The following is a 26,189-nucleotide window of genomic DNA, read 5'->3' on the forward strand; positions in this document are numbered from 1 at the left end:
GTCAGGCCGTCCCGAACAGCTTTTCGAGCCAGCTCGGCTCATGCATCGGTCGGATCGGGCCGTGCTTTGCGCGCCGGAGCGCCGCGTCGGTATGCGGGCGCGGACTGGTCCAGCGATCGGGTGCGCTGGTGTGGATTCGAACAGCGGTCATTGCGTCCATCTCCCTGTTTTCATTCGGTTTGCATTGCGTTGCATCACCAACAGGGCGCGCCGACTATCGTTCCCACACTTCGGCCCGGCGCCCGGATGGGCGGGACGCGGGACGGACGACGATGTGGGAAATGGCAGGGGTGACAGGATTCGAACCCGTGGCCCTCGGTTTTGGAGACCGATGCTCTACCAACTGAGCTACACCCCTGCAGGCGGATGCGCGCTCTATCCCAGCCCCGGGCGATAGGCAACACTTATGGCGCAAGGAACAGGCCGGGGCGCGGAAACGTTGCTGGCAGGACGCCTACGTGGTGCTAGACTGGTAAGAGGATCATGCACTCCCCCCTTCGCGCCCCCATCCCGGTCGAGACGCTCCTGCTGGCCTATCGCAGCGGGATCTTCCCCATGGCCGACCGGCGCGACGACCAGGACATCTTCTGGGTCGAACCGCGCGACCGCGCGATCCTGCCGCTCGACGGGCTCCATGTCTCGAAAAGCCTGCGAAAGGTGCTGCGCCGCGACACCTTTTCGGTGACGGTCAATCAGTGCTTCGAGGAGGTCGTGCGCGCCTGCGCCGAGCCGCGACCGGGCCATCCCGAGACATGGATAAGCGAACGGATCGTGCAATCCTATTGCGGGCTTCACCGTGCGGGCCATGCCCACTCGATCGAGTGCTGGACGGGTCAAGGTGCGGAACGCGCGCTGGTCGGCGGGCTTTACGGCGTTTCCTTCGACCGGGTGTTCTGCGGCGAGAGTATGTTCTCGCGCGCCGACAACGCCAGCAAGGTCGCGCTGTGCTGGCTTGTCGCGCTGATGCGCGAGGCGGGCTTCGTGCTGCTCGACTGCCAGTTCATGACCGATCACCTCGCGAGCATGGGCGCGCTCGAGATCACGCAGGCCGAATACATGAAGCGGGTCGCCGCCGCACGCGGAGAGCCGAGAGCAAGCCTCGGTGCAGCCTGGAGACGATTCGCTTCTTCCGCTCAGTCGTCCGACGAAGGCGCCGGTTCGGCCTCGCCCGGAAAGCGCATCGCGCAATCCTTGACCCAGACATCGTAGATCGGGTGCTCGACCACGTTGAGGCTGGGCGAATTCTTGAACAGCCAGCCCGAGAAGACGCGCGTGTGTTCGCTCTGCCCGCGGTCCAGCACGTCGACCTGGACGAAGGCGCCCGTTTCCTGCGGCATTTCCCACGGCGGGGTGCGCTCACAGGTGGCGAGTGTGAGGATGACCGGGCCGACCTCGACCGATTCGCCGGGCTTGAGCGTGATGTTCTCGGACAGGTTGTTGCGCTTGTTGAGCAGGCCGAGCGTTGCGACCCGCTCTTCATTGGGAGTGGCCCCGGCGAGCGCCTCGGACGCGTCCTCGGGCATGGTCGATGCCGGGCCGGCGGCGGCGCGATCGGATAAGGCGTCGGTCGCCGGAGTGTCCTCATCCGCGCTGTCGGAACAGCCGGCGGGAAGCAACGCGGCGCAGGCGAGTGCGGCGGGAAGGAAGGCGCGCATCGCCGCGGCCCTCAGCCCTCCGGGCTCCACGCTTCGTAGTCCCCGTCCGCAGGCGCGCGGCGTCCGCCCCGCTCTAGCGCGCCCTGCGGGCGGTAGGCTGCCGGGGTTCCGGTAAGATTGGGAGTGTAGTCCGCCTCCCAGATCTTGGGCGGGGGCAGGTGGCTTTCGGGCACGTCGTCGAAGGCCCCGTGGAGCCAGCCGTGCCACTCGCTCGGCACGCGGCTCGCATCGTTGTTGCCCGCATAGATCACCCAGCGTTTCTCGCGGCTGGTATAGGAACCGTCGACGCGGCCCTTCAGGTGCCTGGGCTTGGCGCGGTAATACTTGTTGCCCTGCGCATCGGTGCCGACGTGCTCCGCGCCGACGCGGCTTGCCCAGAAGTGGGTGCCGATCGTCGCGCCGTCCCACCAGGTGAAGATTTTCGAGAGGATTCCCATGGGCCGCGCGGTTACTGCGAAACCGCCCGCCCTTCAAGCGCGAGTGTCATCGGGCGCGCGATTGCCTGCCCTCATTGCGGCCAGTCGTATTCGACCCGGTCGCCCGGAACGATCCCGAGTTCCGCCGCAAGTCCGCCGCGAATTTCCAGCACCGCGCTTGCAAGGCCATCGGAGCCGACCGATTCGAGTTCGTAGGGCACGCCCTTCTCGATATTGCTGATCCGCCCGTCCGTCCCGATGAAGATGATGTCGAGCGGCAGGGGCGTGTTCTTCATCCAGAAATTGCGCTGCATCGGCCGCTCGGAGGGAAACAGCATCGCTTCGTCATCGCCCATTTCGGTGCGGAACATCATACCGCGCGCCTGCGCCTGCGGGGTGTTCGCGACTTCGGTCGTGAAAGTGATGCGCGTGTCTCCGCGAACCACCGCGACCTCGATCAGCGGCAGGCCGGACGCCGGATGGCGCGCCGGGGCCGCCCCTTGCGCTTGAGCCGTCGCGGCGGGCGCTGGCTGTTCGGCGCTCTGCACGGGCGAACAGCCCGCGCCCGCAAGGACAAGCATCACTCCAAGGGCGGCGAGGGGCGTTTTCATCTCGAATTCTCTTCCTCTTCGGCTTGGGCCTCGGCCAGCCAGTCTTCGAGCTCGACGCGCGAAGGCGCCTCGATGACCTTGCGGACGTGTTCGTAATCATGGCCCGCGCGCAGCATCGCCGCAATCTGCTTTTCGCGTCTTGCGGGCTCGATCGAGGGGGCGGCCTCACCTGCAGCTTCGGCCGCCTCGCTCAGCGCATAGGGGCCAAAGCGACGCTTCTTCGCCAGCAGCATCGCCGCGCGGCGGCGCTGCGCCTCGCCGGGGGCGTGGTCCTCGCGCGCCTGCTCGTCGACGCCGGCCGCCCACAGCGCCTGCTCGACCCGCCGCGCGCCGTAGCCGCGCGCCGTGAGATCGCGCGAGCGTGCCCGTGCGAAAGCATCGTCGTCGACATAGCCGAGTTCCACCAGCCGCGCGATCAACCCACCCACATCAAGTTCGACCGAGCGCCCGTCGCCGTCCTCGGCAACGCCGCGCTCGCGGATCTTGCGGGCGAGATAGGCCTCCAGCTTCGCTGCCGTGGTCGCGTAGCGCGCGGCATAGGACAGGGCGAGGTCGCGCAGGCTGTCGGCATCGAGCGGAGCCCTGCGCGCTGGCTTGTCCGGGACCGCTCGCCCCTTGCGCTCGGCGGATTTCGCGCTACGGCGCTGTGACGATTGATCGGGGGGTGAAACCATTTCGCCTTATTCGTGCCACAGTCCTTATCAAATGGGGCGTATTGGATCGTATGCCGGGGTAGTACGCCCGGACCATGAACGGGCACGATATCGCGCGCAAGAGCCGCGCTGCAGATAACGGGTATCGCGAGGGACAATGACCGACGCCGCCTTGAAGCCGACGCCGAACGATTGCGACTTGCCGCGCCGCCGCGCGGATTTCGCAACCTTCAGCGAGGCGATCGATTACGCCGCGAAAAGCGAAAAAGGGCTCAATTTCCACGATATGCGCGGGATGCTCGCGCGGGTCTATCCTTATCGCGAAATGCGTGAGGACGCGCTTGTCATGGCGCGCCGCCTTGTCGCGGCGGGAATCGGCAAGGCCGACCGGGTCGCGCTGATCGCGGAAACCGGCCCAGATTTCGCAGCCCTGTTCTGCGCCTGCGTCTACGCCGGTGCCTGGCCCGTGCCGCTCCCCCTGCCCACGACCTTCGGGGGCAAGGAGAATTACATCGACCAGCTTGCTGTGCAGCTGTCGAGCGCCGATCCCAAACTGCTGCTCTTCCCTGAGGAAATCGCGGAGATGGCGGGCGCCGCTGCGGCACGGCAAGGATGCGAGGCGACGAGCTGGCAGGAATTCGCCGCCACCGAAGCGCCCGACTGCGACCTGCCGACCGCCGATCCCGAGGACATCTGCTACCTGCAATATTCCTCCGGTTCGACCCGTTTCCCGACCGGGGTGGCGGTGACGCACAAGGCGCTGCTGCACAATCTCTACGGCCATTCCACGACCATGCACCTGGGCGAAAACGATCGCTGCATCAGCTGGCTGCCGTGGTATCACGACATGGGTCTTGTCGGCTGCTTCCTCTCGCTGATCGCGAACCAGGTCTCGGGCGATTTCCTCAAACCCGACGCCTTCGCCCGGCGCCCTCTGGCATGGCTCGACATGATCAGCCGCAATCCGGGCTACACGCTCTCCTATTCGCCGACCTTCGGGTACGACATCTGCGCGCGGCGCATTTCGAGCCAGTCGAACGTCGCCGAGCGCTTCGACCTGTCGCGCTGGCGGGTCGCAGGCAATGGCGCTGACATGATCCGGCCCGACGTGATGCAGAATTTCGTCAACGCCTTTGCCGATGCGGGGTTCAAGGCGTCAGCCTTCACCCCTTCCTATGGCCTTGCCGAAGCGGTGCTCGCGGTCACCGTCATGCCGCCGGGCGAAGGCATCCGGGTCGAACTCGTCGAGGAAGAGCGCCTGTCGGGCGCGCCGCGCGACATCTCGCGCCCGGCCCGGTATCGGGCGATCGTCAATTGCGGCAAGGCTCTGCCCGACATGGAAGTCGAAATCCGGGGCGAGGACGGCGAGGCCCGGGCCGACCACCATATCGGCAAGGTCTGGTGCCGCGGGCCCAGCGTCATGCATTCCTATTTCCGCAACGAGGAAGCGACCGAAGCCTGCCTCGTCCGCGATGCGGACGGCAATGCATGGCTCGACACCGGCGACATGGGCTACATGGCCGACGGCTACCTGTTCATCGTCGGCCGGGCCAAGGACATGATCATCATCAACGGCAAGAACCACTGGCCGCAGGACATCGAGTGGGCGGTGGAACAATTGCCCGGTTTCAACCACGGGGACATCGCCGCCTTCGCGATCGAGACCGAAAGCGGCGAGGAAGCGCCTGCCGTGCTCGTCCATTGCCGCGTCTCCGACCCGGCCGAACGCATCCGCCTGCGCGAGCTGATCGCGGACAAGGTGCGCTCGGTCACGGGCATGAGCTGCGTCGTCGAACTGGTCCCGCCGCGCACCCTGCCGCGCACCTCCTCGGGCAAGCTGTCGCGCGCCAAGGCGAAGAAGCTCTACCTTTCGGGCGAGATCGTCCCGCTCAAGCTCGCGGCCTGATCGGCTTCACTCCTGTGCCGGGTATGCGCCCCATTCGGCGCGAAGCTCGCCGCGCTCCCGACGCAGTTCGACCGTGACGCCGCGTTCCTCGAGGAATGCAACGGCGCGCTCGGCGTCTTCGCCGTTGCCGACCACCACCACAGGCAGGTCGACCCGGCCTGCGGCCCAGGCAACCGTCTCGAGCGCGCGCCGCGCCGGGGCCGTGGGCAGGCCCTCCTCGTTGAAGGCATAGCCCGCAGGGAGCGCCGCGGCGGGCGGGATGATCTCGATGGTCCAGTCCTGTTCGGTCGCGCGGATGCGCTCCTCGAGCATTCTGTAGGTCGCGACATTCGCCCCTTCGAGCGGGCGTGCCCGCACGACAGCGCGGCGGCGGGTGCGGTCTATCGTCACGTCCTCATCACCCACCCCCGCGACCAGCGCAAGCCGCAGCGCCAGCGCATCGGCGCGGGCGCGCGCCGCCGCTTCTTCGCGGTCGCGGGCGGCGGAAAGCTGCGCCGCCTCGGCAGCGCCCGCGCTCCTGCCGACCTCGTCCTGCACCAGCGTCAGTTCAACCGGCCTGCCGAGCCGCTTCTCCAGCGCGCGCTCGATGTCGAGCTCGGCATCCGGCCTCAATGCCGGGGTGAAGACCGTGGCGGCGACCGCGATCGGCTCGCGCTTGAAATCCGTCTCGAGTGCGAAGACCTCGGAACGCGGATCGAAGGTCTCATCAATCTCGGAGCGCACGATCCGGGTCGCGTTCGCCTCCCACGCGATCTGCTGGAGCGAATAGCCCAGCGGGATCGCGAGCAGGATGAAGACCAGCACCACGGCGAAGTTCTGCGCCTGCGTCTGGCGTTCGGACAGGCGCGAGCGGAAACCGTAGAGCCGCGCCATCGCCCAGGCGGTGAGCGCGATGGTGATGAGGTTGGTGACGAACAGCAGCGAGGCGCCCCAGAACACCGTCCCGTTGAGCGTCGCGAGGCCGAAACCGACCGTCGCCAGCGGCGGCATAAGGGCGGTGGCGATGGCAACGCCGACGATCGTCCCCGCCCGCCCGCGGATCATCGCATAAGCCCCCGCCATGCCGGAAAACAGCGCGACCATCAGGTCGAACAATGTGGGCTCGGTGCGCGCGGCGATTTCGGGCGTGATCGTCTTGATCGGCGAGACATAGACGATCAGCGCGCACAGCAGGATCGCGATAACGCTCCCCCAGGCAAGGCTGCGCGCGCTCTGCTTGAGCCAGTGGTAATCCCCTATCGCCAGCGCGAATCCCAGCCCCATGATCGGGCCCATCAGCGGCGAAAGCAGCATCGCGCCGATGACCACCGCGGTCGAGGACTGCAGCAGGCCGACCACCGCGATCCCGGCGCTCATCGCGACCATGAAGAGGTAGCGTTCCGACAAGAGGCATTCCTCGCGCCGGTCGGCGATCACCTGGACCTGGTCGACCGCGCCCGTAACCTCGGTCAGCCACCAGCGGCGGACGCTCGCCGCGATCCCGGCAAGGCCGCTTTCGCCCCGGGCGGAGCGGGACGACGCGGTCGCTTCCGCCTCGCCCGACAGGGGCGACTCTTGCGTCTCGCGCGGCTCGGCCGAGGCGGCGTTATCGGTCATTTCGTAGGTCCCTCCGGTCGCTGTCTCTAGCGCATTTTCAAACCCGCGCCAGCCTGCCCCGGAGTCAAAGCGATGGACGCGCCCCCCGGCTTGCCGCTAGTCTGGCGCGGCCTTGAACACCGTGTTTTAGATCACTAATACACTAAGGAAGGCGAGCGCCGCGCCAAGAGCGGCCCTCAAGGGAGCACGATACGCCGCATGAGCACGCAGGATACGCCCGAAACCAAGATCGCGACCGCGACCGATTTCGAACTCACCCCGCCCGATCCGGTCCCTCAGGTGACGCCGGAAAAGGCCGCCGGGCTCGTGCCGGTCACGTCCGAGCAGAAGTCGAAGCTCGACAGCAAGGTCGACGCCTTCGTGGCGGACCTCGTTTCGGCCGATGCGAACTCGCCCGAATTCGGCGAGAAGGTCGACCAGATCACGCGCATGGGGCAGGAACAGATCCGCGCCGCCGCATCCCATTCCAACCGCTTTCTCGACCGGCCGGTGCGGGCGATGGACGAGGACAGCACCGTGGGCAAGGACCTTGCCGAACTGCGCCGCACGGTCGAGGACCTCGATCCCGGCCGCAAGCAGAAGCTGCTCGCCCCGCGCAAGCTGTTCGGCATCATCCCCTTCGGCAACCGGCTCAAGAACTATTTCGACAGCTACACGAGCGCGCAGGGCCACATTCAGGCGATCCTCGAACGTCTCGAATCGGGCAAGAAGGAGCTCCACCTCGACAACGCCGCGATCGACACCGAGAGGCAGAAGCTGTGGGAGGCGATGGGCGAGCTCGAGCAGATGATCCACATCGCCAAGACTCTCGATGCACGGCTCGAGGCGAAGGCGAACGAGCTCGACGCAAGCGATCCCGAAAAGGCCAAGGCGCTGCGCGAAAGCGCGCTTTTCTATGTCCGCCAGCGCACACAGGACCTGCTGACGCAGATGGCGGTGAGCGTGCAGGGCTATCTCGCGCTCGACCTCGTCAAGAAGAACAACGTCGAACTGGTCAAGGGCGTAGACCGCGCCAGCACCACCACGGTCAGCGCGCTGCGCACGGCAGTCACGGTGGCGCAGGCGATGACCAACCAGAAGCTCGTCCTGCAGCAGATCACTTCGCTGAACCAGACGACCAGCGACATCATCGATTCGACCAGCACCCTCCTGCGCGAACAGACCGGGCAGATCCACGAACAGGCCGCCTCGAGCACGATCCCGCTCGAAACGCTCCAGCGCGCCTTCCAGAACATCTACGACACGATGGACGAAGTCGACGAGTTCAAGGTCCGCGCCCTGTCCTCGATGAAGCAGACGGTCACGGTCCTGTCCGAAGAAGTCGAGAAGTCGAAGGGCTATATCGCCCGCTCCGAGGGACAGGCACAGGCGCAGGCCAAGGTTTCGAGCGACCCGTCGCTGCTCGCGCTGGATAACTGAGCGCAGCCGCGATGCCCGACACGACCGGCGAATCCGAACGCATACTGAAAGAGGCGAAGACATCGCTCGCGGTGCAGCGCGAGGGCGGGACGCATCGCCCGGCGAAAAGCATCGGCAAGGGATCGGCGGCGGCCAAGCGCAAGGTCTGGATGAAGCGCGCGATGTATTTCGCGGGCGCGGTCCTCACGATCCTCGTCAGCGCCTCGATCGCGGGGCTGGTGCTCGACGGCATCGGCTTCACCGGGGTGATGATGGTCGCGCTCGCCGTCATGGCGGCGAGTTTCGTGTTCACGAATTTTCCCAAGGTGAAAGTGCCGAAGCGTGCCGATCTCAAGCAGGGCAACCCGCAGCAGATGGTCGCGCGCACCGAGTTGTGGCTCGAAAACCAGCGCGCCGCGCTGCCACCGCCCGCCGCGCGGCTGGTCGACCAGCTCGGCGTACAGCTCGACGCGCTCGGGCTCCAGCTCGAGACGATCGACGCGGCGCATCCGGCGATGGGCGAAGTGCGCGAACTGGTCGGAGAGTATATCCCCGAGACCATCGAGAACTATCGCAGGATCCCCGAACACCTGCGCGGCGAGGAACACGCCGGGAAGACCGCCGACGAACGCCTGAGCGAAAGCCTCACGCGCCTGTCGGGCGAGGTGGACCGGGTGACGCGGCGGCTGGCCGAAGGCGCGCTGGACGATCTCGCGGTGAAATCGCGCTATCTCGACTATCGCTATGGCGGGGACGAACTGCTCGCCGATATGCGCGGCGACCCGGAGACGAGCGGCACGCCGCTGCCAGCGCCCTCGATCGAAACCCGCGAGAAATCGAAATCCTGATATGCGCGTCTCGCTCCCCCACAGCCTCGGCCGCGAGGAAGTCCGCCGCCGACTGCACGAACGGCACCACGAGATCGCCCATTTCTTCCCGCCCGGCATGGCACAGCTCGACACGAACTGGCGGGACGAGGATCACATGGACATGGTAATCACGATCGTCGGCAAGCAGTTGAAAGGCGCGATCGACATCCATGACGAGAGCGTGACGATCGAGATGGAACTGCCGCTCGCCCTGTCCTTTCTGCGCGGCACGATCGAACGGGCGATGAAGAAGGAAGGCACGCGCCTGCTGCGGTGAAAAGCGTCGATGCGGGCTGGATCGGGGGAGCCCGGTTCCCGATGTCCGGCCAGCTCGCGTAATCCTCACAACCAGAATCCTCAGAACCAGCGTTGCCGCCAGTAGAACGGCGCCGGGACGGGATTGCCGTTCGCGTCCATCGCGGGGCGGAAACGGAGCCTCTCCTCGACGAGGTTGCAGGTGATCGCATCAGCCTGCGGATCAGGGCTCGCGCGGTAGATCGTGCAGTCGCGCGCGCGCCCGTCCGTGCCGACGATGACGCGGACAATCACCTCGCTCCCGCGCCGAACCTCGCGCCCTCCCGGGGGGACCGGGTAGTCGCGCGCATCGTCGATCCGCCCGGAGATGTGGACCGGCCGGGTCACCGCGACCCCGCCGCGCCCGCCGCCGCGATTGCCCGAGCCCGTCCCCGGCCCGCTGCCGGCCGCGCCAGTCCCCTCGCCCGATGCGCGCGCGCCTGACCGGTCCGCCGTCCCGGTCGAGGACGCTTGCGGCGCGGGGCTTGGCCGGGGCAGGTCTATTTCGGGTTCGGGGGCGGTGACGGGGTCGGGAACCGCTTGCTTACCCACATCCCCTTGCGCCCCCTCGTCGGGTTCGGGTTCGTTCTCGGGCGGCGGCGGCGGCTCGGGCGGTGCCTCGAGCGAGAAGGCCGCCACCACATTGCGCTCGATCCCGCCGGTGAAGTCCGGGGCGAGCAGCTTGCCGAGCAGGTAAAGCCCGCCGAGATGAACGAGCGCGATGGCAAGCAGGAGCGGCCAGCGCAGCCGCCTCTTTCGCGGTCCGTCCCGGTGCAAAAAATCGGCCATGATGGCCTCGTGTCTCCCGATTGCCTCCGCTTCGGAGCGAGTTGAACCCGCTTGTCGGCGCCGTTTCCTATAGCATTGCGCGATGGATTGCGATCTAACCCGCGGGCGGGAGCCATGAAACACGCCCTTGCCGGGGCGCGAGGGCGTTTCCTCGCCGCAGGCAGGCTCGACCGCAAGAGCCTGCTCGGCGCATTGCTCGGCGCGGCGGCCTTCTTCGCGCTGGCCGCGGCGAGCCTCGCGACCGCGAGCTACGGCCAGGTCGCGGCGAGCGTGTGGTTGCCCAATGCGCTCGGTGTCGCATTCCTTCTGCGCGCCCGCCTCTCCAACGAACTGCCCTTCTTGCTCGCTTTCGCGGTAGCAAGCTTGTCCGCCAATATGCTGTTCGGGGCGGATGCGGCGACGGCGCTGACCTTCACGCTCGCCAACCTTGTCGACGTCGCGTTGGTGACATGGCTGACGCGGCGTGGCTGCGGCGCATTCGCCGACATGACGAGGGTATCCCATCTTGCCCGCTTCGTCTGGGCTGGTGGGCTGGTCGGCCCCGCCGCCTCGGCGGCGCTCGCATCGCTGGCGCTACCGGCGGGGGGCGTACCCTTCCCGAGCGGCCCGCTGGCATGGTTCATGACCGATGCGATGGGCATGGTGGCGCTGGTCCCGACGGCGCTGCTTGCGCATGACGCGCTGGATCGCGGGATCGCGCTGAAGTCGCAACAGCTGGTGCAGACCGTCGGCGTGCTGGCGGCGGGAATGACCTGCACGTTGTTGGTGTTCGACCAGCCGCTCTATCCGCTCCTCTTCCTGATCCCGCCGATCACCCTGTTCCATGCCTTCCGGCTCGGCAGCCTCGGGACCGCGCTGCACGTGTTGGCGGTCGCGGGGGTCGCCTGCGGGATGACGCTGGCCGGCAAGGGTCCGATCGCTGCGGCGAACCCTTCGGTGCTGGCGCAGGTCCATCTCGTCCAGGCTTTCGTCGCGGCGAATTTCCTTACCGGCCTGCCGGTCGCCGCGATCCTCGCCGGGCACAACAGGATGATGCAGGAACTCGAAGCGGGGAAAGAAGAGCTCGACCTGCTTGCCCGGAACATCGCCGATGCGGTGCTGCGATACGATCTTCGGGGAGTGTGCACCTACGCCTCGCCCTCGGTGCGCGAGGTGCTCGATAGCGAACCGGAAGAACTGCTCGGCCAGCCGGTCGAGGCGCGGTTGCACGAGGATGCGCGCCAACCGGTGACGCGCGCGCTCGAGCGGCTGATGCACGGCGAGTCCGAGCGGGAGCGGATCACATATCGCCGACTGCGCGACGCGGCGGATGGTTCCCCGATCTTTCTCGAGGCCGATTGCGCGATCGCGACCGACCCGGTGAGCGGGGAGCGCTGCGGTGTCGTCGTCGCCACCCGCGATGTGACCGGGCGAGTCGAACTCGAAGACCTGCTGAGGACCGCTCGCCGCAAGGCGGAGGACGCGGCGCAGGCGAAATCGGAATTTCTCGCCAACATGAGCCACGAAATCCGTACGCCCATGAACGGTGTGCTCGGTTTTGCGGAACTGATGCTGCAGGGGGATCTCGCCCCCGAACAGCGCCGCCAGGCGGGCCTGATCGTCGAATCCGGACGGTCGATGATGCTGCTGCTCAACGACATCCTCGACCTTTCCAGAATTGAGGCCGGCGAAGTCGCGATCGATCATGCGCCGGTCGATCTCCACGCCACCCTGTCCGATTGCGCCGCGCTGCACCGGCCGAGCGCGGAAGAAAAGGGGCTTGAGCTCACCTTTCAATGCGGCTGCGGCGGCGAGAGCGAATGCCGCTTCGACGAAAAAGCGCGGCCCTGGATCCTGACCGACGGCCTGCGGCTGCGTCAGATCGCGCTCAACCTGATCGGCAATGCGGTCAAATTCACTGAAAGCGGGCGGATCGATGTCAGCTACACGGTCGACCGGGGCATGGCCCGGGTGCGGGTCGAGGACAGCGGGATCGGGATAGGCGAAGCGCGGATCGAGGAGATCTTCCGGCCCTTTGCGCAGGGTTCGGGCGACGTCTCGAGGCGCTATGGCGGGACCGGGCTGGGCCTGTCGATCAGCCGCCAGCTGGCCGAACTGCTGGGCGGCCGGATCGAGGTCGAGAGCGCCCCCGGGAAAGGTTCGTGCTTCACGCTAATCCTGCCTGCGCCGCTTGCCGACCCGGCATCAAAGCCGGCGCCATCGCCCGAGGCGATCGAACCAGAAACCCTGCCTCAATCCGCGCGCGTCCTGCTTGCGGAAGATCACGACATCAACCGCCAACTGGTCGCCGAAATGCTCGAGCGATGCGGCCAGGACGTGCTGTTGGCGCACGACGGGAACGAGGCGATCTCGATGGTGATCGATTCGGTCATGCGTTCGAAGCCCTTCGATCTGGTGCTGATGGACGTCCAGATGCCGGGCTGCGATGGATATGCGGCGACACGGGCGATCCGGGCGGAGGGGATCGGACCGGACCGCCTGCCGATCATCGCGCTCACCGCGAATGCCTTCGCCGAGGATGTGGCCGATGCCCGTGCGGCGGGAATGCAGGGTCACCTCGCCAAGCCGGTGGAATTCGCATCGCTCGCGCGGGCGCTGCAACGCTGGCTGCCGACCCGGATCGTCGAGGCCGCGCCAAGCGCGCTCGACAACGCCTCGTGGGAGCATGGCAGCGAAGCGCTTGACACCTCCGGCTGCACAGGGCCCGCCGCTCGACGCTCGGCTGCGCTGCGGCGCCGCTGGCACGCGCGTCGGGCGGAAGCGTTGGCGGCCGTGCGCGAAGCGCTCGACCAGGGGCTGCTCGGGAGCGATTCAGACCTCGTGCAAGGCGAACAGCCAGACAGCAAGACGGACGTGGAGACGCTGGTTCGCAAGCTGCACCGGCTCGCCGGCACGGCCGCGATGTTCTCCGAAGCCCGCCTCGGCGACCAGGCCGCGGCGCTCGAACGGGCCCTGGCGATGGAGCATTCCGGAGCGTTGCGAGAAGCGCTGGCGCGCGAATTGCTGGCCGTTGCCGAAAGCGCCGGCCAGGCCAAGCCAGGCGGGGGATAGGCAAGCGCCGTATCGGCGCGGAGCTGCCTGCCTCACGCCCCGCTACCGGCAGCGCGAACGAAAACGGCGGAGCCCATCGGGCCCCGCCGCTCTCATGTTCCGGATGACCGGACGGCTACGGGTTAGAATTCGTAGCGCGCACCGATCTGGATCCGCCAGGCCGACGGGCCGATGGCGAGGTTGTTCTGGTCGTCCGGGTTGAAGCCGCGGATGATGTAACGACCCTCGTCGTCCACGCCGCCGTCGACGAGGTCGACGAACTGGCCGCGGGCACGCAGGACGTTCCAGCTGCCGTCGAGCAGGTTGAGGAAGTTGGCGAAGTCCGCGAACACCTCGACCCGGTCATTGGCGATGCCGGTCAGGCTGCCGATGAAGGGCAGTTCCTGACTGAAGCGCAGGTCCATGTCGAAGTGCCAGTCGTTGTTGCAGGTGTTGCGCGCAATCGACTCGCCGAGATCGAAGCTGCACTGCCCACCGACTTCGCTCGTGCCGAGATAGTCGAGCAGCGCGGTCACAGCAGCCGGGTCCGAGGACGGCGAGATGTTCGGATCGTTCACGCCGGTCGGGATGTAGAGCAGCGCGTTGTCCGAACCCGACGAGGAGTCGTTGAAGACGCCGCCGCCGTCGAAGGTCAGGCTGTAAGGCAGGCCCGAACGCGCCCGGAAGAAGATCCCGATATTGGTGTCGTACCCGTCGAAGAATTCCTCCCGGAAGTTCACCGTGGCGGTGATGTTGTGACGGGTCTCGAAGTTCGAGGTCGACACCGCCGGGTTCTGACGGTCGAAGGCTGCGGTCACGTCATAGGACGAGGTTGCGGTCGACGAACCGGCGTTCCGGTTGTTGTTCGAGTCGGTGAAGGCATAGCCGAAATTGACCCGCGTGCTGCCGCCATCGGTGAACAGGCCGCTTTCGAAGGTCTTCGACAGGATCGCCGAGAACACGTGGCTTTCGAAGCTCGGCCCGTTGGTCAGCTGGATCTCGTCGTCGCGGCGGGTGCTGAAGCACGGCGCGTTGACGTTCGTGTAGACCGGCGGGGTGCCGCCCGTGCCCTGCAGCTGCGCGGTGCAGCCGGCATTGCTCGGGTCGATCGCGTCGTAGATCGGGCGACCGTCGACGGTGAAGCCGTTGAGCCCCTGCGACGGGTTCGGCGTCTGCGACAGGTCGACCCAGTTCAGCGTGTCGTTGAACCGCGAGTAGATGTAGTCGAGGTTCAGGCGCCAGTTGCTGAAGAAGCCGGTTTCCGTGCCGAAGTCGGTGACGAAACCGATGTTCGCACGCACCACGCTCGGCACGTCGATTTCGGGGTCGATCGACTGGGTGTCGGCAAGACCCTGCGCGGCCTGCGCCGAACCGGCGTTGATCGCGCACTGCGGGAAGCCCTGGAAGTTCCCGTTGTTCAGCACGTTGAACGAACCGTCGGGGTTGGTAAACCCGGCGCAGGTCGCATCGAAGGTCGAACCCTCGCCGACGTTGAAGCCGTTGTTCGAGAAGGCGTTGGAGAACCACACCACCGGGTCGCCGCCGGAGAAGATGCCGACGCCGCCGGTCAGACGGCTGTTGTAGAAGAAGCCGTCATTGTCGAATTCGTAGGTCGCCGAGAGACGCGGCAGAAGCAGCGTGTCGAGACGGCCGAACGAAGTCGCGTTGGTGAAGCCATAGCGATCGAGGAAGTTCGGGTTCGCGGGCGGGGCGTCGCCGTCGTACATCTGCACACGGATGCCGGCGTTGATCGACAGCTGGTCGGTCGCCTGCCATTCGTCCTGCGCATAGACCGAGTAGATCCGGCGGCTGAACAGCGCGGCGGCCTCGTTGATGTCACCCGAAGGCGAGGCGTTGATCGTGCCGCCGCCGAGGTTGCCTGCGGCGAGTTCGTCGGCAAGGTCGCCGAACACGCTGGCGAAGTTGCCGCCCGCGACGACGCCGTTGCGGAAATCGTCGAGGTTGCGGAAGAACAGCGTGCCGGTCGCGTTGATCGCGAACAGGTTGAACACTTCCAGATCGTTGATTTCGGCGCCGAACTTCAGGAAGTGGCCGTCGCCGGCATCCACGTTCATCTGGAAGCGGGCCTGGTCGATCTTGGTGTCGAGCTGGTTGGCCGAACGGAAGATGCCCGGGCCCGTGGTCAGCAGGCCGTTTTCGCTGGTGACGCCCGGGACCGGCTGCACGCCGACGGCGAGACGCACGGTCGGGTTGTCCGACTGGGCTTCACCGAAGCCGACCGGGCCCTGCACGTCGCCGACTTCGGCGCGGCTGACACGCAGCTCGGTCGAGATCGTGTCGCTCCATTCGGAGTAGAGACGCAGCGAGTAGTAGTCCGAGACCGTGCCCTCGTCCTCGAACGAGTTGAAGCCGGTCAGGTTCTGGCCGCCGGTGTCGGATTCGATGTTGGTTTCCTCGAGCCGCTGGTAGGTCGCCTCGAGACGGTGACCATCGGCGATGACGGCGTCGATACGACCGAAATAGCGCACCGAGCTTTCAGGCAGCGTGGTCGGATAGCCGCCCACGTCCTGGCCATAGACGTCGCGCGCGATCTGCGCGAATTCGTCGAACTGGTTCTGGGTGACGAAGATCGCCTCGTTGGCGAAACCGCCGCCGGCAGGACCGAAATCGTTGCCGTCGCCGAGGTCGGTTTCTTCATAGCCGAAGGAGAAGAACAGGCGATCCTTGATGATCGGGCCGTTGATCGTGGCACCCCAGCGCTTTTCGCTGCCGGCCTGGAGCGGGCGACCATCGACTTCGTTGGCGAGCATCCCGTCGTCGAAATAGGTGATGAAGGCCGAACCGTGGAATTCGTTCGAGCCCGCCTTGGTCACGACGTTGACGAGACAGCCGGTGAATTCGGAATACTCGACGTCGAACGGCGCGAATTCGACGGAGACCTGGTCGACCACGTCGAACGGCAGCGGCAGCGCGTTACGCGCAGCGAACGGCGTGCCGTTGAGACCGAAGACGTCGGCCTGGACGATGCCGTCGACAGTGAAGGTGTTCGAACGGTCATTGCCACCGAGGCAGGAGATGCGATCGACGTCGTTCTGGTTGTCGAGCGCGACACGCGGGTCGATGCGGATGATGTCGCGGATATCGCGGGTGATCGACGGGAAGGCTTCGAGCGTCTGCGTGTCGAAGGCCGTGCCCGGGCCGACCGCAAGCTGGGTCGCGCCGGCGCGCGCGCCGGTGACGATGATCGTCTCGGCCGCACCCGAAGCGAGCTGGAAGGTGAAGCTCTGGCGACCGCCGATGCTGGTGAAGACATCCTCGACGGTCTGGCCTTCGTAACCCGGCGCGGTGACGGTCACGCTGTAGGGGCCGCCCGGCTGCAGGTTGACGACGCGGAACTGGCCGCCCGAACCCGAAGTCGAGGTGCGCGAGCTGCCGGTACGCTCGTCGGTGACGGTGATCGTCGCCCCGGGAAGAGCATTGCCCGATTCGTCGGTGACCTGACCCTCGACGCCCGAGGTGATCTGCTGCGCGGCTGCCGGAGCGGCGACCATCGCGGTGGCTGCAGAGAGACTGACGACGCTCGCTGCAAGGAGATATTTGATCTTCATGGAATAGCCCCTGGAGAAGGTTGGAGGAAAGCCGAAGCCGCTCCTAGGTGCGTTGCGCTGCACAAAATTGACGTTTTTGTGACAGTTTGATGAAACGAGCATCAGGGTGCTTTTCGACCCTCTCCAGCTATCTATCTGGTCGGCCTTAAAATACGGGATTCACAGGGTTTTCAGGAACCAGTGTTGCAGCCGCGCAACGAGCCCGCCTTTTTGTCCGGGCGCGCGAATCCGGGGCCCCGGCGGGTGCGCCGGAGCCCGGCAGTGTAACATTTCGGTAATGCGCGATTTCGCGCAGTCGCCGCGGGTCAGGCGAGATTGATCTCGCGCAGGCGCTGCATCAGGAAATCGTGGCTGCTGATCGGCTCGGGCGCATCCTCGTCGTCTCCGACGCAGCTCGCCAGCGGCTCGATCACGTAATCGGGCCGGAAATGGAGGAAGAACGGCATCGAATAGCGCGAGCGCCGCGCCGCTTCCCCGCGCGGGTTGACGACCCGGTGCGTGGTCGAGCGCAGGCGGCCATTGGTGAGCCTCTCCAGCATATCGCCGACATTGATGACGAGCGCGCCTTCGGGCACGTCCACCGCGCGCCATTCGCCCTGTTTCGTGAGCAGTTCGAGCCCCGCTTCCTCGGCGCCGAGCAGCAGGGTGATCGTGTTGATATCGCCATGCGCCGCCGCGCGGATCGCGCCTTCGGGCGCGTCGGGGCCGAGCGGCGGATAATGCAGCAGGCGCATGACCGAATTGCCGTCCTCGACCGTGGGCGCGAAGAAATCGCGTTCCAGCCCAAGGTGCAGTGCGATCGCCTCCAGCACGCGCAGCCCGGCCGTCTCGAAAGCGGCAAAGAGGTCGGAGAACACCGCCTCGAACCCCTCGACCTCGTCCGGCCAGATGTTCGGGGCCATGAACTCGGAGAGCTGGTGGCCTTCGGGCAGGGTGCGCCCGACGTGCCAGAACTCCTTGAGGTCGAAGATTTCCGCGTCCTTCGCCTTTTCCGTCCCGAACGGCGTGTAGCCGCGCGCGCCGCCCCCGCCTTCGAGCTTGTAGGCGCGCTTGACGGCTTCGGGCAGAGCGAAGAATTCGCGGCTCTTAGCCTCGGCCCGCTCGATCAGGTCTTGCGGGATGCCGTGGTCGCGAATCACGGCGAAGCCGTATTCGGCAAAGCTGCGGCCGAGTTCGTCGGCGATCATCTCGAGCGGCTGGGCGATCGAGACGACGGCGATGTCGGCCTGCGTGTCGGAAACTGTTTCGGTCATGGTATGCCTATCTAGGGGATGCAGCGGCGCTGTGCCAGCTTGGGCCCTTGAAGCCAGTGCCGCGCGCCGCCCTTGATCGCGGTCAAAGGGGAAGGAACAGGCTCGCCAGCGCCGCGCTCATCAGGTTGGCGAGACTGCCGGCGGCAAGCGCCTTGAGCCCCAGCCGCGCAATTACCGGGCGCTGGTTGGGGGCGAGGCTGCCGGTCACCGCCATCTGGATCGCGATCGAGGAGAAATTGGCGAAGCCGCACAGCGCGAAGGTGACGATCGCCCGGCTGCGCTCAGTCAGCTGGTCGCCGGTCATCGCGCCGAGGTCGATGAAGGCGACGAATTCGTTGAGCACGATCTTGGTCCCGAACAGCCCGCCCGCAAGCCGCGCCTGCTCCCAGTCGGAAATGCCGATCAGAAACATGACCGGCGCGAAGATCGTGCCGAGCAGTCCCTGGAAGCTTAGGTTCTCGAGCCAGGCCGCGGTGTCCGCTCCGAACGGCACGCCAAGCCCGGCCGCGAGCGCGACCAGGCCCGACCCGATCCCGCCCAACAGCCCGTTGGCGAGCGCGACCAGCGCCACGAAGACCATCACCATGGCCCCGACCGCGACCGCCAGTTTGACCCCGGTCTGGGTTCCCTGCGCCGCAGCCTCGATGATGTTGGCGGGACGCTGGCCTTCCTCGAAGGTTTCGGCCAGTTCGACCGCCTCGTCCGCCTCGTAAACCGCTGGTCCCATCGGACCGCCCCCGCTGCTGCTGCCGCCACCTTGCGGAAGCTCGATTTCCTCGCCGTTCGCGCCGACCATCACCACGCGCGTCCCTTCGCTCGGCGGGCCGGACTTGCGGCGCAGGCGGGCCCCCGCCATCGCCGCGACATCGGCAGCGCCCGCTTCGATCCGGACAGGCTCATCGGGCATGATGATCTTGGCCATCAGGATGCCCCCGGGGGCCGACATGAAAGCGGCGGCGAGCAGGAAGGGCACCGCCTCGTCCCCGATGAAACTGGCATAGGCGGCAAGGATGGTTCCCGCGACCCCGGCCATGCCGACCGCCATGAGCGTGAAAAGCTGCGAAGGCGGAAGCGAGGCGAGATAGGGCCGCACGACCAGCGGGCTTTCCGACTGGCCGACGAAGATATTGGCCGCGCTTCCCAGCGCCTCGACCCGGCTGACCCCGGTGATCCAGCCGATCGCGCCGCCGACCCAGCGCACCAGCCGCTGCATGATGCCGAGATGGTAGAGGATCGCGACGATTGCGGCGAAGAAGACGATCACCGGCAGCGCGGCGATGACGAAGGCGGTGGCGAAGGGATTGGAATCCATCGGCCCGAACACGCTCTCGATCCCGACGACCGAATAGTCGAGCAGCGCGATGACGCCCTGCGAAAGCCCCTGGATGATGTCCTGGCCGAAAGGCACGCGCAGGACCAGCACCGCCATCGCCGCCTGCAGCGCAAAGGCCGCACCGACCACGCGCAGGCGGATATGCGAGCGGCCCGAAGACAGGGCATAGGCGATCCCGAGGATGGCAAGGATGCCGAGCAGGCTGAAGAGAATGGACGTGGCGCTTTCGTTCACGGCGGAATTCGGCTCTTGGTGGGCGTGCGGAAAAGCTGCGCGCTTTCCGCAGGCGGTAGACGTGTCGGAGACTGACCCCCCGGCGCGCAGGAGCGCACCTTGTGCCCTTCGCGTGGCACTTTGCGGAGGAATGCGCAATAGTCCAGAGGCAGGCCGCGCAACCGGCAGCCGGGAGAACGCTCCCGACAGGCTCGTCCCGGTCGGGGAAGCGGGCGGGCTTGCCGCTTCCCTTTTCGGCCCCGCCCGACTAGCGCACAAGGCATGACCGAGACCGTTTCCGCGCCCCGCCGGGTCGCCATGCCGCTGGGCCTGTTCGTCTTCACCTTGCTCTATGGCGGCATGACCGTGCTCGCGGGCGTCATCGCGTTCAAGCAGGTCCAGCTCTGGCCGAGCGAGCTGGCGGTCGAAAGCGGGATCTTCGCCTTCCTGCTGCTGGTCGTGATCTCCAGCACCATCGCCCAGCTTTACGGACGGGCGATGGCGCAGCGCATCGTGTGGTGGGGATTCCTCCCGCTCGGGCTTTCGGCGGCGATCATCTTCCTCGTTCTCGGCCTGCCGCCCTCGCCCGAGATGACCGACTTCCGCGGCGAGGATCTCGCCGCCTTCGAGCGGGTGCTGGGCCAGACGCCGCGCATCATGCTGGCGGGACCGGCCGCCTATCTCGTCTCGCTCCTGCTCAACATCTGGATCTTCGACCGGCTGCGCGGCGAAGGAGAAGGCACCACGATCGGCCTGATGATCCGGGGAGCGGTCGCCTCCGCGCTGAGCCAGGCGGTCGATTCGGTGATCTTCGTGACGCTCGCTTTTTACGGCCAGTTCGACATATCCACCCTGCTGGTCGGCCAGGTCATCGCCAAGGTGACATTGAGCCTGTTGCTGGTCCCCTTCCTCATCACCTTCGGGGTGCGCGCGGCCCGCTGGCTCGACGGGCGCGAAGAAACTCCGCAGCCCGGCAGTTCGGCATCGCCCCCGGCCGATTGATTATCCCGCCACTCGACCTAAGCTGTCTGCCGGGGCGGAAGGCATGGAGGGAGAAAAGCGATGCGGTTTTCGGGCTATGCTCTGGCACTCGGCGCTCTGGCGCTGGCCGGATGCACCTATGATGATGCGAGCGATTCCGCGGCAAGCGTCTATTACCAATGCGACCGCGGCCCGCTGCTCACAGTCGATTATCTCGAAGGCGACCGGGTGCAGGTGCAGGTAGGCGATGAGGAACCGCTCATCCTGCCGCAGGTTCCGGCCGCATCGGGCGCGAAATACATGACGGCGCGCCACACCTTCTGGGACCGCGGCGACGAGGCCACGTGGACGGTGGGCCGGATGATGCCGATGACCTGCACGAAAGTCGCACCGAAGCGCGGGATGTAAGAGCCTTGCATCCCATCGCGGCGCAGCGATGGTGAGCCCTGCTGGGTTCGAACCAGCGACCTACTCCCGGTATCAGCCCCTAAAACCGCAGTTTTCTGCCATTTCTGCACCACTCGTAACGGGGTATTGTGTAGCACTCTGCGGGCACCGGAGGCAAGCCTCAGGTCACCTGAGGGGCAGGCCTACGGGGAGTGGGATATGGAGACCCTCAGGGCTGAGGTGGAGAAGCTCGGGCGGTATGAGATCTAGGGCCTGCCCAGACAAGGGGTCTAGGTCTTAGAAAGCGGCTCTTCACGCTCCCAGTTTCCTGCGGGTTACAAAGCCCCTTAGCGTCCCGTATCGACAGCGAAGGTAGGTATGCCCCGTTTTGGTCGATACGGGACGCTAATGGCCCGTCAAACGAAGCTGTATAGGCCCGCCGCACCCACCAGCACAAAGCCGACGAGAACCCCCATGCATCCGCCCTTGGGTTCTCCCTCTGCGTTGCCCCCGGTGAATGCCCCTGAGGCATCCCGCTCTCGCCCCATGGCTGCTATCTGGCCTCTCCGCGATCGCTCTTGCTCCTCGTCGAGCGGGCGGAAGGCCGGGAGCTTGTTGCCTTCCCATGCGATGGCAATCTTCGCCCCGTAGGAGGCAAACCCCTTCACCCCGCCTTTCAGCTCATGGACCCGTGCGGCGTAGGACACCCCGTCATCTAGAGCAGGGGCGAAGGCTGCGGCATCCTCCCGCGACAGGAAGCCTATGTCTTTCCCGTTCCAGAGCACGGCCACTGCGTTTGGGTCATGCGGGTTATCGGGCTGGCGCTGGAGGCTGACCTCGTCGCCGGGATCAACCTTCGCAAGGAGATTCTGGCGCGGGGTTCCGTCCGTCGCGTCACGGGACTCGCCGACAATGTCGAAGACCTTCTTGCGTGTGGGTGCTGCCATGCGGCCAGCCTAGCGGATATCCCAAGGGCGGCAAGGGCATGGGCAAGGTCGAAAAAATCAGACCCTCTCAGGCGAATGAGCGCGAGTGCGTTACCCGAGCAATACACCCTTAGGCGAGGCGGGCCAGCAGGTTCCTCACGCTTGAGGCGTGCCACTTCCCGCCCCTGCGAGTTTGGATGTGGCGAGCGTTGAGTTCCGCCGCGATGCCACCTAGCGAGGTCACCCCGCTCGCCCGAATGTCTGCGATCACAGGGGCGAGGTCTTGGGCGTAGCTATTGGCTCCCGCCTTCACCTTCTCCACAGCCGCTGAGTTCCCCTTGCCAGCCCTGTGGAGAGCCGCTGCGCCATTCGGGTTGCCCAGCTTACGACCAGCCGCTTTGGCAGCCCTCAGGGCATCCTTGGTGCGCTTGCTGATGGCCTCCCGCTCGGCTTGCGCCACGGCTGCCATGATGTGCACGGTGAGGTCGTTCGCCTCGGGCATATCGGCAGCGACGAACTTGGCTCCGCTATCCTGCAGCGCGCTGAGGAAGGCCACAGAGCGGCTTAGGCGGTCTAGCTTGGCCACCACTAGGGTCGCCCCTGTGACCTTCGCATGGTGGAGCGCAGCGGCGAGCTGGGGGCGGTTTGAGGTCTTGCCGCTCTCCACCTCGGTCCGCTCGTCGATCACCTCCCAGCCGCGAGCCTCGCAGAGCTGGCGCACGGCTTGCCGCTGGGCTTCGATCCCTAGGCCTGAGCGGCCCTGTTCAGCGGTCGAGACTCGGTAGTAGGCCACCACTCGGCACATGATCTTCCCTCCATACAGAACTGCGTAACCGTCGTTAGGCAGATTTGTATGGCTGGGCCGGAGGATTGAGCAAGGGGGTGAAGCTCGGTTCGTCGCGGAAGCGACTCGGGTGGACTCAAGCAACGCGAGGGGACGGATTGTGTGCCTCGGGGCGGTTGCAGCGGCTGCCTCCGGGGGATCGCACCCCCCACGGGGGAAACTGGCGCAGCCCGATCTATCAATCCCTCTTCAGATTTTTGCGCGATATATTCCGGACATTCGCCAATGTCTGATTATGGGTGGAAACCGGACGTCGGCTAAAATTCAGAAACGTCTTCCCAACCGGTCTTCGTTAACAGCATGTGCCCAAGGTCGAATAATAAACCTTGCCTAGGTGTATTATCTTGAACCAAGTCATACTCCCCGTTTTGAACAGTCTCCAAGATCCACTGCGTCCCGTCGAATGGGTAGGAGCAGGGGTACTTTGGCCCCTCTCGTCGTAACTTTGCAATACTTTCATCACGGGCTTCCAAAATGCCGACTATGCTCTCTTGAATGGCCGCGACTTCATCGTTCGCAAGTTCAATCTCCTTCGAGCGAGAAATGATGCCCGGATCACCTCCGCCGTTGCCGGTCATCTGCTTCACAATGAGAATGTGACCGTTGTCATCCGATTCAAGGCGCATGAAGATGGAAGAATCAAATGATGGCAGATAGCTGAAGCGGAAGGTAAATTGGGAATTGGTTTCCGTCGTGACAGCATCCTCTAGCGGCGGTTCGCAAGCGGCGCTCCACTGGCTCGGATACCATTCGGTCTCCACGGTGGTAAGACGTGGTCCTTCAACGCCACAATTACCAGGCTGCATTTGCTCAGGGAAACCGTCCGGGAAGTATCTTTCCAAGGCCGCTAAGTCCCGCTCGCCGGAACCGATAAGCTTATCGGTCTGACACATCCTGTCTTGAGGGCGAACTGGCCCGCAAGAACTTACGGCAAGCGCAGCAAGAACGGGTAAAAACCGCGTGCAGAATGCTAAACTCATTCAGCGTCACTAATAAGGCGTGGCTTTGGCCGCAATGGGGTCGTTAGCGGTCAGTCCGCTTTTGGTGCGTAAGTGTAACCTAGGGTCCGCCTGAGTGCCCACCCAAGGCATCGCTTTTCCGCGCCTTCGCGCAGTGCTTAGCGTCCCGTGTCGACAGTGCGGCTAGGTCTGGACCCTAACCCGGCGAAACGGGACGCTAAGAGGCTCAGATGGCTCGCTTGATGCGCTGCCTGCGGATATCGCTCCGGCGCTTCCGAGCGGCAGCCTCAGGGCTGCGCTGGGTGAAGGCCACGATGCCGTCTGCCTTTAAAGCCGCATCGAACTCTTCGCGGCTTACGATCCCCCAATCCTTGCGGTCGAACTGGTGGACAAGCTCCGCAAAGGCAGCCTCGCGGTCGACCAGCAGGCCGTACACGGTTGGGCTGTCCTCCCGGCGGCTGGTCGGGCCGATGGGGCCGACATAGCCAGTGAGGTAAAGGGCCTTGGTGATCGGGGAGAAAGCCGAAGGGCCAGCCTTAGGGCCTCCCGTTGGGGCGGTCCCTCGGGCGGCGCGCTTGCGGCAGGCCGGGGAGCAGTAGCGGGAGGAGTTGCGCGGCGAGCGGTAGGTGGTCCCGCACTGGTGGCAGGTCCGCTCTCGGCCCGCGCGGGCCGGAGTCTTGGTTGTGGTGCTCATTCTCTCACTTTGGGGAGGGTCACGGTCTGCGTCGGAAAGATGGCCCCGCCCGGACCATGACAAACGGGCGGGGTCAGTGAGAGAGCCGGACGCTACCCCGGCCCTTGAGCAACCTCGGGGCCTAGCGGTTAGGCCAGGGCGAAGGTGAGGAGGTGTGAAAGCGCGCCGACGGCGAGCAGGGCGAGGGCGGAAAGCCGGGGCATCGCTTACCAGCCGGGAATGCGCTGGACGCGGCCCTTGGCCTCCAGCTCCTTGGCGAGCTTCTGGGCCTCGTTCTGCAACTCTTGCTGCCGCTCGAATCGCTCGGCTGCCTCCTTGCGCCACTTGCGCTCGTTCAGCCGCTTCTGGTTGACGAGGCCAAGGCGAAGGTGGCGGATGCGGCGTTCGAGCTGCTGGCGGTCGCGTTCGGGCAGGAAGTACTTGGGGTTGCCCTCGGTGTCGTAGCCCGTGATCTCGTCGCGTTGCGCGACAAGGCGGGCGATGTCGCTCTCGATCCGCATCAGCTCGGCATTGGCGGCAGACTGCGCCTTGGCGACGGCTTCCTGTTCAGGGGTCTGCAGCGGGACATCGTTCTCGATACGCGAGACGATGCTGCCGTCCGCTCCGTACTGGACGGAGCTGTAGCTCTGGGTGTTGACCTTCACCCGGTGGCCGCTCTCCTTTTCGATCTCGCCAAGGATGGCCTTGGCCTCGGCGGCAAGCTCCCGGTCTCGGGCGATATCGGCGGCGGTGGGTTGGAGGTTCTCGGGAAGATTGTCTGACATGGTCAGTTGCTCTCGGTTGGCTGCTAGGCGGCTTGCCGCTCTAGATCAGCTGGGTGGATGGATGGCCGATGGTCGGCCTCGGGGTGGATGGGTGGTAGGGCTGCTTGCCATTCGACTTGCTCCCAATCGTCTTCCGTCCAGCCGCTCGGCTCCCACTGCGGGGGCGGCGGCTCGGTGAAGGCGATCTCGGTGACCCCCGGCGGGAGGTCGTAGCGGATGAATCCGCAGGGCAGGACCGAGCGGCTGGCCCGGATCGGGCAGCGGCGCACGGCGCGGATGATCTCGAACCGGTGAAGGGCGTGGGGCCTGATGTCGCACCAGCGAGGCTGGGAAAGATGGGATAGGCCAAGCTCGTAGCGAAACAGGTAGGGCAGACCCAAGGACGGGTCGCGGGGCAGGGGCCAGTTCTGAATGAGATGGACCTCTTGCGCCGACAGGGTCCGGTTGCCGACCTTGAGCGAGCCGACGCTGCCTTGTCGCTTGCGGGGCATCTCGGGGTCATCCCACAGGTCAGCCGCATCGGCGACCTTGAGATGCTCCGGGTGGATGCACTTCGGGTTGCCGCAGGTGCGGACGAGCTGCTCGCTCTGGTCGAGCTTGCGACCGTGGTGGAGCGACCACACCAGCCGGGTGATCTGCCGGGAGCCGCGCTTCGATGCAATGGGCTGGGAGGCCACGGGGGTTCCGTCCTTGGTCACAGGCCCCGTCCAGAGCAGACAGCCGCTGGCTGGGTCGTACTTGGTCCTCTCCTCGAGGTAGTCCGTCAGCGCCCGGTCCTTTCCCGCTGGGAAGGCGTAGGGCGTGGCGTGGGGGTTGTGGAACGTGATGGGCAGGACTCCTTGCAGGGGCGGCCCCGCTGGGGCAGCCCTTGGCGGGTGTCAGGTGATGGTGGTGATGGCGGGGGAAGGCAGCCCCGCTGGGGCAGCCTGGGGGTCAAACCCGTAGGAGCCTCTCAGGTGACTCAGGATTGACGATTTGGCATCGGGTGGGGGGTGAGTGCCGCGCAGCCCCGTCTTTCGAATCCTAGCCCCCTTCACGGGCAGCACAGG

General features: G+C 65.9%; 24 protein-coding genes and 1 tRNA gene. 8 read left to right on the forward strand and 17 right to left on the reverse strand.

The features are described 5' to 3' along the window. Nucleotide 1 precedes the first annotated feature (1 nt). On the reverse strand, nucleotides 2–151 hold the full coding sequence (locus tag G9473_RS10515) for a hypothetical protein (RefSeq protein ID WP_291133144.1): 150 nt from the start codon (nucleotides 149–151) through the stop codon (nucleotides 2–4). A 131-nt stretch (nucleotides 152–282) separates the two neighbouring features. Further along, nucleotides 283–358: transfer RNA gene (locus G9473_RS10520), tRNA-Trp, on the reverse strand. Between the two features lie 125 nt (nucleotides 359–483). Here G9473_RS10520 and aat point away from each other — a divergent pair. Further along, entirely contained in the window at nucleotides 484–1,209 is a 726-nt protein-coding gene (gene aat / locus G9473_RS10525) for a leucyl/phenylalanyl-tRNA--protein transferase (RefSeq protein WP_291133146.1), read from the forward strand. On the opposite strand, the gene G9473_RS10530 is transcribed toward aat, so the two are convergent. The 4 genes from G9473_RS10530 to G9473_RS10545 form a co-directional block, all read right to left on the reverse strand. Next, nucleotides 1,134–1,655, reverse strand: a complete 522-nt coding sequence (locus G9473_RS10530) for a DUF2155 domain-containing protein (RefSeq protein ID WP_291133147.1) — start codon at nucleotides 1,653–1,655, stop codon at nucleotides 1,134–1,136. The genes aat and G9473_RS10530 overlap by 76 nt on opposite strands. A gap of 11 nt (nucleotides 1,656–1,666) precedes the next feature. Beyond that, nucleotides 1,667–2,092 (reverse strand): NADH:ubiquinone oxidoreductase subunit NDUFA12, encoded by a 426-nt coding sequence (locus G9473_RS10535; protein WP_291133149.1) that lies wholly within the window; start codon nucleotides 2,090–2,092, stop codon nucleotides 1,667–1,669. A 71-nt stretch (nucleotides 2,093–2,163) separates the two neighbouring features. Further along, on the reverse strand, nucleotides 2,164–2,682 hold the full coding sequence (locus tag G9473_RS10540; RefSeq protein WP_291133151.1) for a DUF192 domain-containing protein: 519 nt from the start codon (nucleotides 2,680–2,682) through the stop codon (nucleotides 2,164–2,166). After that, a complete protein-coding gene (locus G9473_RS10545; protein ID WP_291133153.1) occupies nucleotides 2,679–3,356 on the reverse strand; it encodes a regulatory protein RecX in 678 nt (225 codons plus the stop codon). The genes G9473_RS10540 and G9473_RS10545 overlap by 4 nt, the downstream gene beginning before the upstream one ends. Before the next feature lie 136 nt (nucleotides 3,357–3,492). On the opposite strand from G9473_RS10545, the gene G9473_RS10550 reads away from it, so the two are divergent. Continuing rightward, the gene (locus G9473_RS10550) at nucleotides 3,493–5,241 is read left to right on the forward strand and encodes a fatty acyl-AMP ligase (RefSeq protein ID WP_291133155.1); all 1,749 of its coding nucleotides are present in this window, start codon (nucleotides 3,493–3,495) and stop codon (nucleotides 5,239–5,241) included. Between the two features lie 6 nt (nucleotides 5,242–5,247). On the opposite strand, the gene G9473_RS10555 is transcribed toward G9473_RS10550, so the two are convergent. Next, on the reverse strand, nucleotides 5,248–6,837 hold the full coding sequence (locus G9473_RS10555) for a TIGR00341 family protein (protein ID WP_291133157.1): 1,590 nt from the start codon (nucleotides 6,835–6,837) through the stop codon (nucleotides 5,248–5,250). A 198-nt stretch (nucleotides 6,838–7,035) separates the two neighbouring features. Here G9473_RS10555 and G9473_RS10560 point away from each other — a divergent pair, with 198 nt between their 5' ends. Genes G9473_RS10560 through G9473_RS10570 form a run of 3 tightly spaced genes read left to right on the forward strand, consistent with a single transcriptional unit; the run spans nucleotide 7,036 to nucleotide 9,381 of the window. Continuing rightward, nucleotides 7,036–8,256, forward strand: a complete 1,221-nt coding sequence (locus tag G9473_RS10560) for a toxic anion resistance protein (RefSeq protein WP_291133159.1) — start codon at nucleotides 7,036–7,038, stop codon at nucleotides 8,254–8,256. An 11-nt stretch (nucleotides 8,257–8,267) separates the two neighbouring features. After that, nucleotides 8,268–9,083 carry a hypothetical protein gene (locus G9473_RS10565; protein WP_291133161.1) on the forward strand — a complete coding sequence of 272 codons (816 nt, stop codon included), beginning with the start codon at nucleotides 8,268–8,270 and terminating at the stop codon, nucleotides 9,081–9,083. 1 nt (nucleotide 9,084) lies between these two features. Continuing rightward, nucleotides 9,085–9,381, forward strand: coding sequence for a polyhydroxyalkanoic acid system family protein (locus tag G9473_RS10570; protein ID WP_291133163.1), 297 nt, complete (start codon nucleotides 9,085–9,087; stop codon nucleotides 9,379–9,381). 80 nt (nucleotides 9,382–9,461) lie between these two features. Here the strand turns inward: G9473_RS10570 and G9473_RS10575 are convergent, their stop codons facing one another. Continuing rightward, entirely contained in the window at nucleotides 9,462–10,187 is a 726-nt protein-coding gene (locus tag G9473_RS10575; RefSeq protein ID WP_291133165.1) for an energy transducer TonB, read from the reverse strand. Between the two features lie 114 nt (nucleotides 10,188–10,301). Between G9473_RS10575 and G9473_RS10580 the strand changes: the two genes are divergently transcribed. Then, a complete protein-coding gene (locus G9473_RS10580) occupies nucleotides 10,302–13,238 on the forward strand; it encodes an ATP-binding protein (protein WP_291133167.1) in 2,937 nt (978 codons plus the stop codon). Nucleotides 13,239–13,360: 122 nt separating this feature from the next. Here the strand turns inward: G9473_RS10580 and G9473_RS10585 are convergent, their stop codons facing one another. The 3 genes from G9473_RS10585 to G9473_RS10595 all read right to left on the reverse strand — a co-directional run bounded on the left by G9473_RS10585 (nucleotide 13,361) and on the right by G9473_RS10595 (nucleotide 19,606). Then, nucleotides 13,361–16,786: a TonB-dependent receptor gene (locus G9473_RS10585; protein WP_291133168.1), complete on the reverse strand. Its 3,426-nt coding sequence runs from the start codon at nucleotides 16,784–16,786 to the stop codon at nucleotides 13,361–13,363. 305 nt (nucleotides 16,787–17,091) lie between these two features. Then, complete coding sequence (locus tag G9473_RS10590; RefSeq protein WP_291133170.1) at nucleotides 17,092–18,039, reverse strand: 2-oxoglutarate and iron-dependent oxygenase domain-containing protein; 948 nt, start codon at nucleotides 18,037–18,039, stop codon at nucleotides 17,092–17,094. An 82-nt stretch (nucleotides 18,040–18,121) separates the two neighbouring features. Beyond that, nucleotides 18,122–19,606, reverse strand: coding sequence for a nucleoside transporter C-terminal domain-containing protein (locus G9473_RS10595; protein ID WP_291133172.1), 1,485 nt, complete (start codon nucleotides 19,604–19,606; stop codon nucleotides 18,122–18,124). A 261-nt stretch (nucleotides 19,607–19,867) separates the two neighbouring features. On the opposite strand from G9473_RS10595, the gene G9473_RS10600 reads away from it, so the two are divergent. Both G9473_RS10600 and G9473_RS10605 read left to right on the forward strand, forming a co-directional pair. Continuing rightward, nucleotides 19,868–20,587, forward strand: coding sequence for a queuosine precursor transporter (locus G9473_RS10600; RefSeq protein WP_291133174.1), 720 nt, complete (start codon nucleotides 19,868–19,870; stop codon nucleotides 20,585–20,587). Between the two features lie 60 nt (nucleotides 20,588–20,647). Next, the gene (locus G9473_RS10605; protein WP_291133176.1) at nucleotides 20,648–20,974 is read left to right on the forward strand and encodes an MliC family protein; all 327 of its coding nucleotides are present in this window, start codon (nucleotides 20,648–20,650) and stop codon (nucleotides 20,972–20,974) included. Nucleotides 20,975–21,369: 395 nt separating this feature from the next. On the opposite strand, the gene G9473_RS10610 is transcribed toward G9473_RS10605, so the two are convergent. The 6 genes from G9473_RS10610 to G9473_RS10635 all read right to left on the reverse strand — a co-directional run bounded on the left by G9473_RS10610 (nucleotide 21,370) and on the right by G9473_RS10635 (nucleotide 25,817). Further along, entirely contained in the window at nucleotides 21,370–21,900 is a 531-nt protein-coding gene (locus tag G9473_RS10610) for an HIRAN domain-containing protein (RefSeq protein ID WP_291133178.1), read from the reverse strand. Nucleotides 21,901–22,009: 109 nt separating this feature from the next. Next, nucleotides 22,010–22,684: a recombinase family protein gene (locus G9473_RS10615; RefSeq protein WP_291133180.1), complete on the reverse strand. Its 675-nt coding sequence runs from the start codon at nucleotides 22,682–22,684 to the stop codon at nucleotides 22,010–22,012. Between the two features lie 296 nt (nucleotides 22,685–22,980). Further along, nucleotides 22,981–23,703, reverse strand: coding sequence for a hypothetical protein (locus G9473_RS10620; RefSeq protein ID WP_291133182.1), 723 nt, complete (start codon nucleotides 23,701–23,703; stop codon nucleotides 22,981–22,983). A 205-nt stretch (nucleotides 23,704–23,908) separates the two neighbouring features. Further along, on the reverse strand, nucleotides 23,909–24,376 hold the full coding sequence (locus tag G9473_RS10625; protein ID WP_291133184.1) for a hypothetical protein: 468 nt from the start codon (nucleotides 24,374–24,376) through the stop codon (nucleotides 23,909–23,911). A 206-nt stretch (nucleotides 24,377–24,582) separates the two neighbouring features. Then, a complete protein-coding gene (locus G9473_RS10630; RefSeq protein WP_291133186.1) occupies nucleotides 24,583–25,140 on the reverse strand; it encodes a hypothetical protein in 558 nt (185 codons plus the stop codon). A 23-nt stretch (nucleotides 25,141–25,163) separates the two neighbouring features. Next, nucleotides 25,164–25,817 carry a hypothetical protein gene (locus tag G9473_RS10635; protein ID WP_291133187.1) on the reverse strand — a complete coding sequence of 218 codons (654 nt, stop codon included), beginning with the start codon at nucleotides 25,815–25,817 and terminating at the stop codon, nucleotides 25,164–25,166. Nucleotides 25,818–26,189: the final 372 nt, after the last annotated feature.

This window comes from Erythrobacter sp., from assembly GCF_011765465.1.
Lineage (GTDB): Bacteria > Pseudomonadota > Alphaproteobacteria > Sphingomonadales > Sphingomonadaceae > Erythrobacter.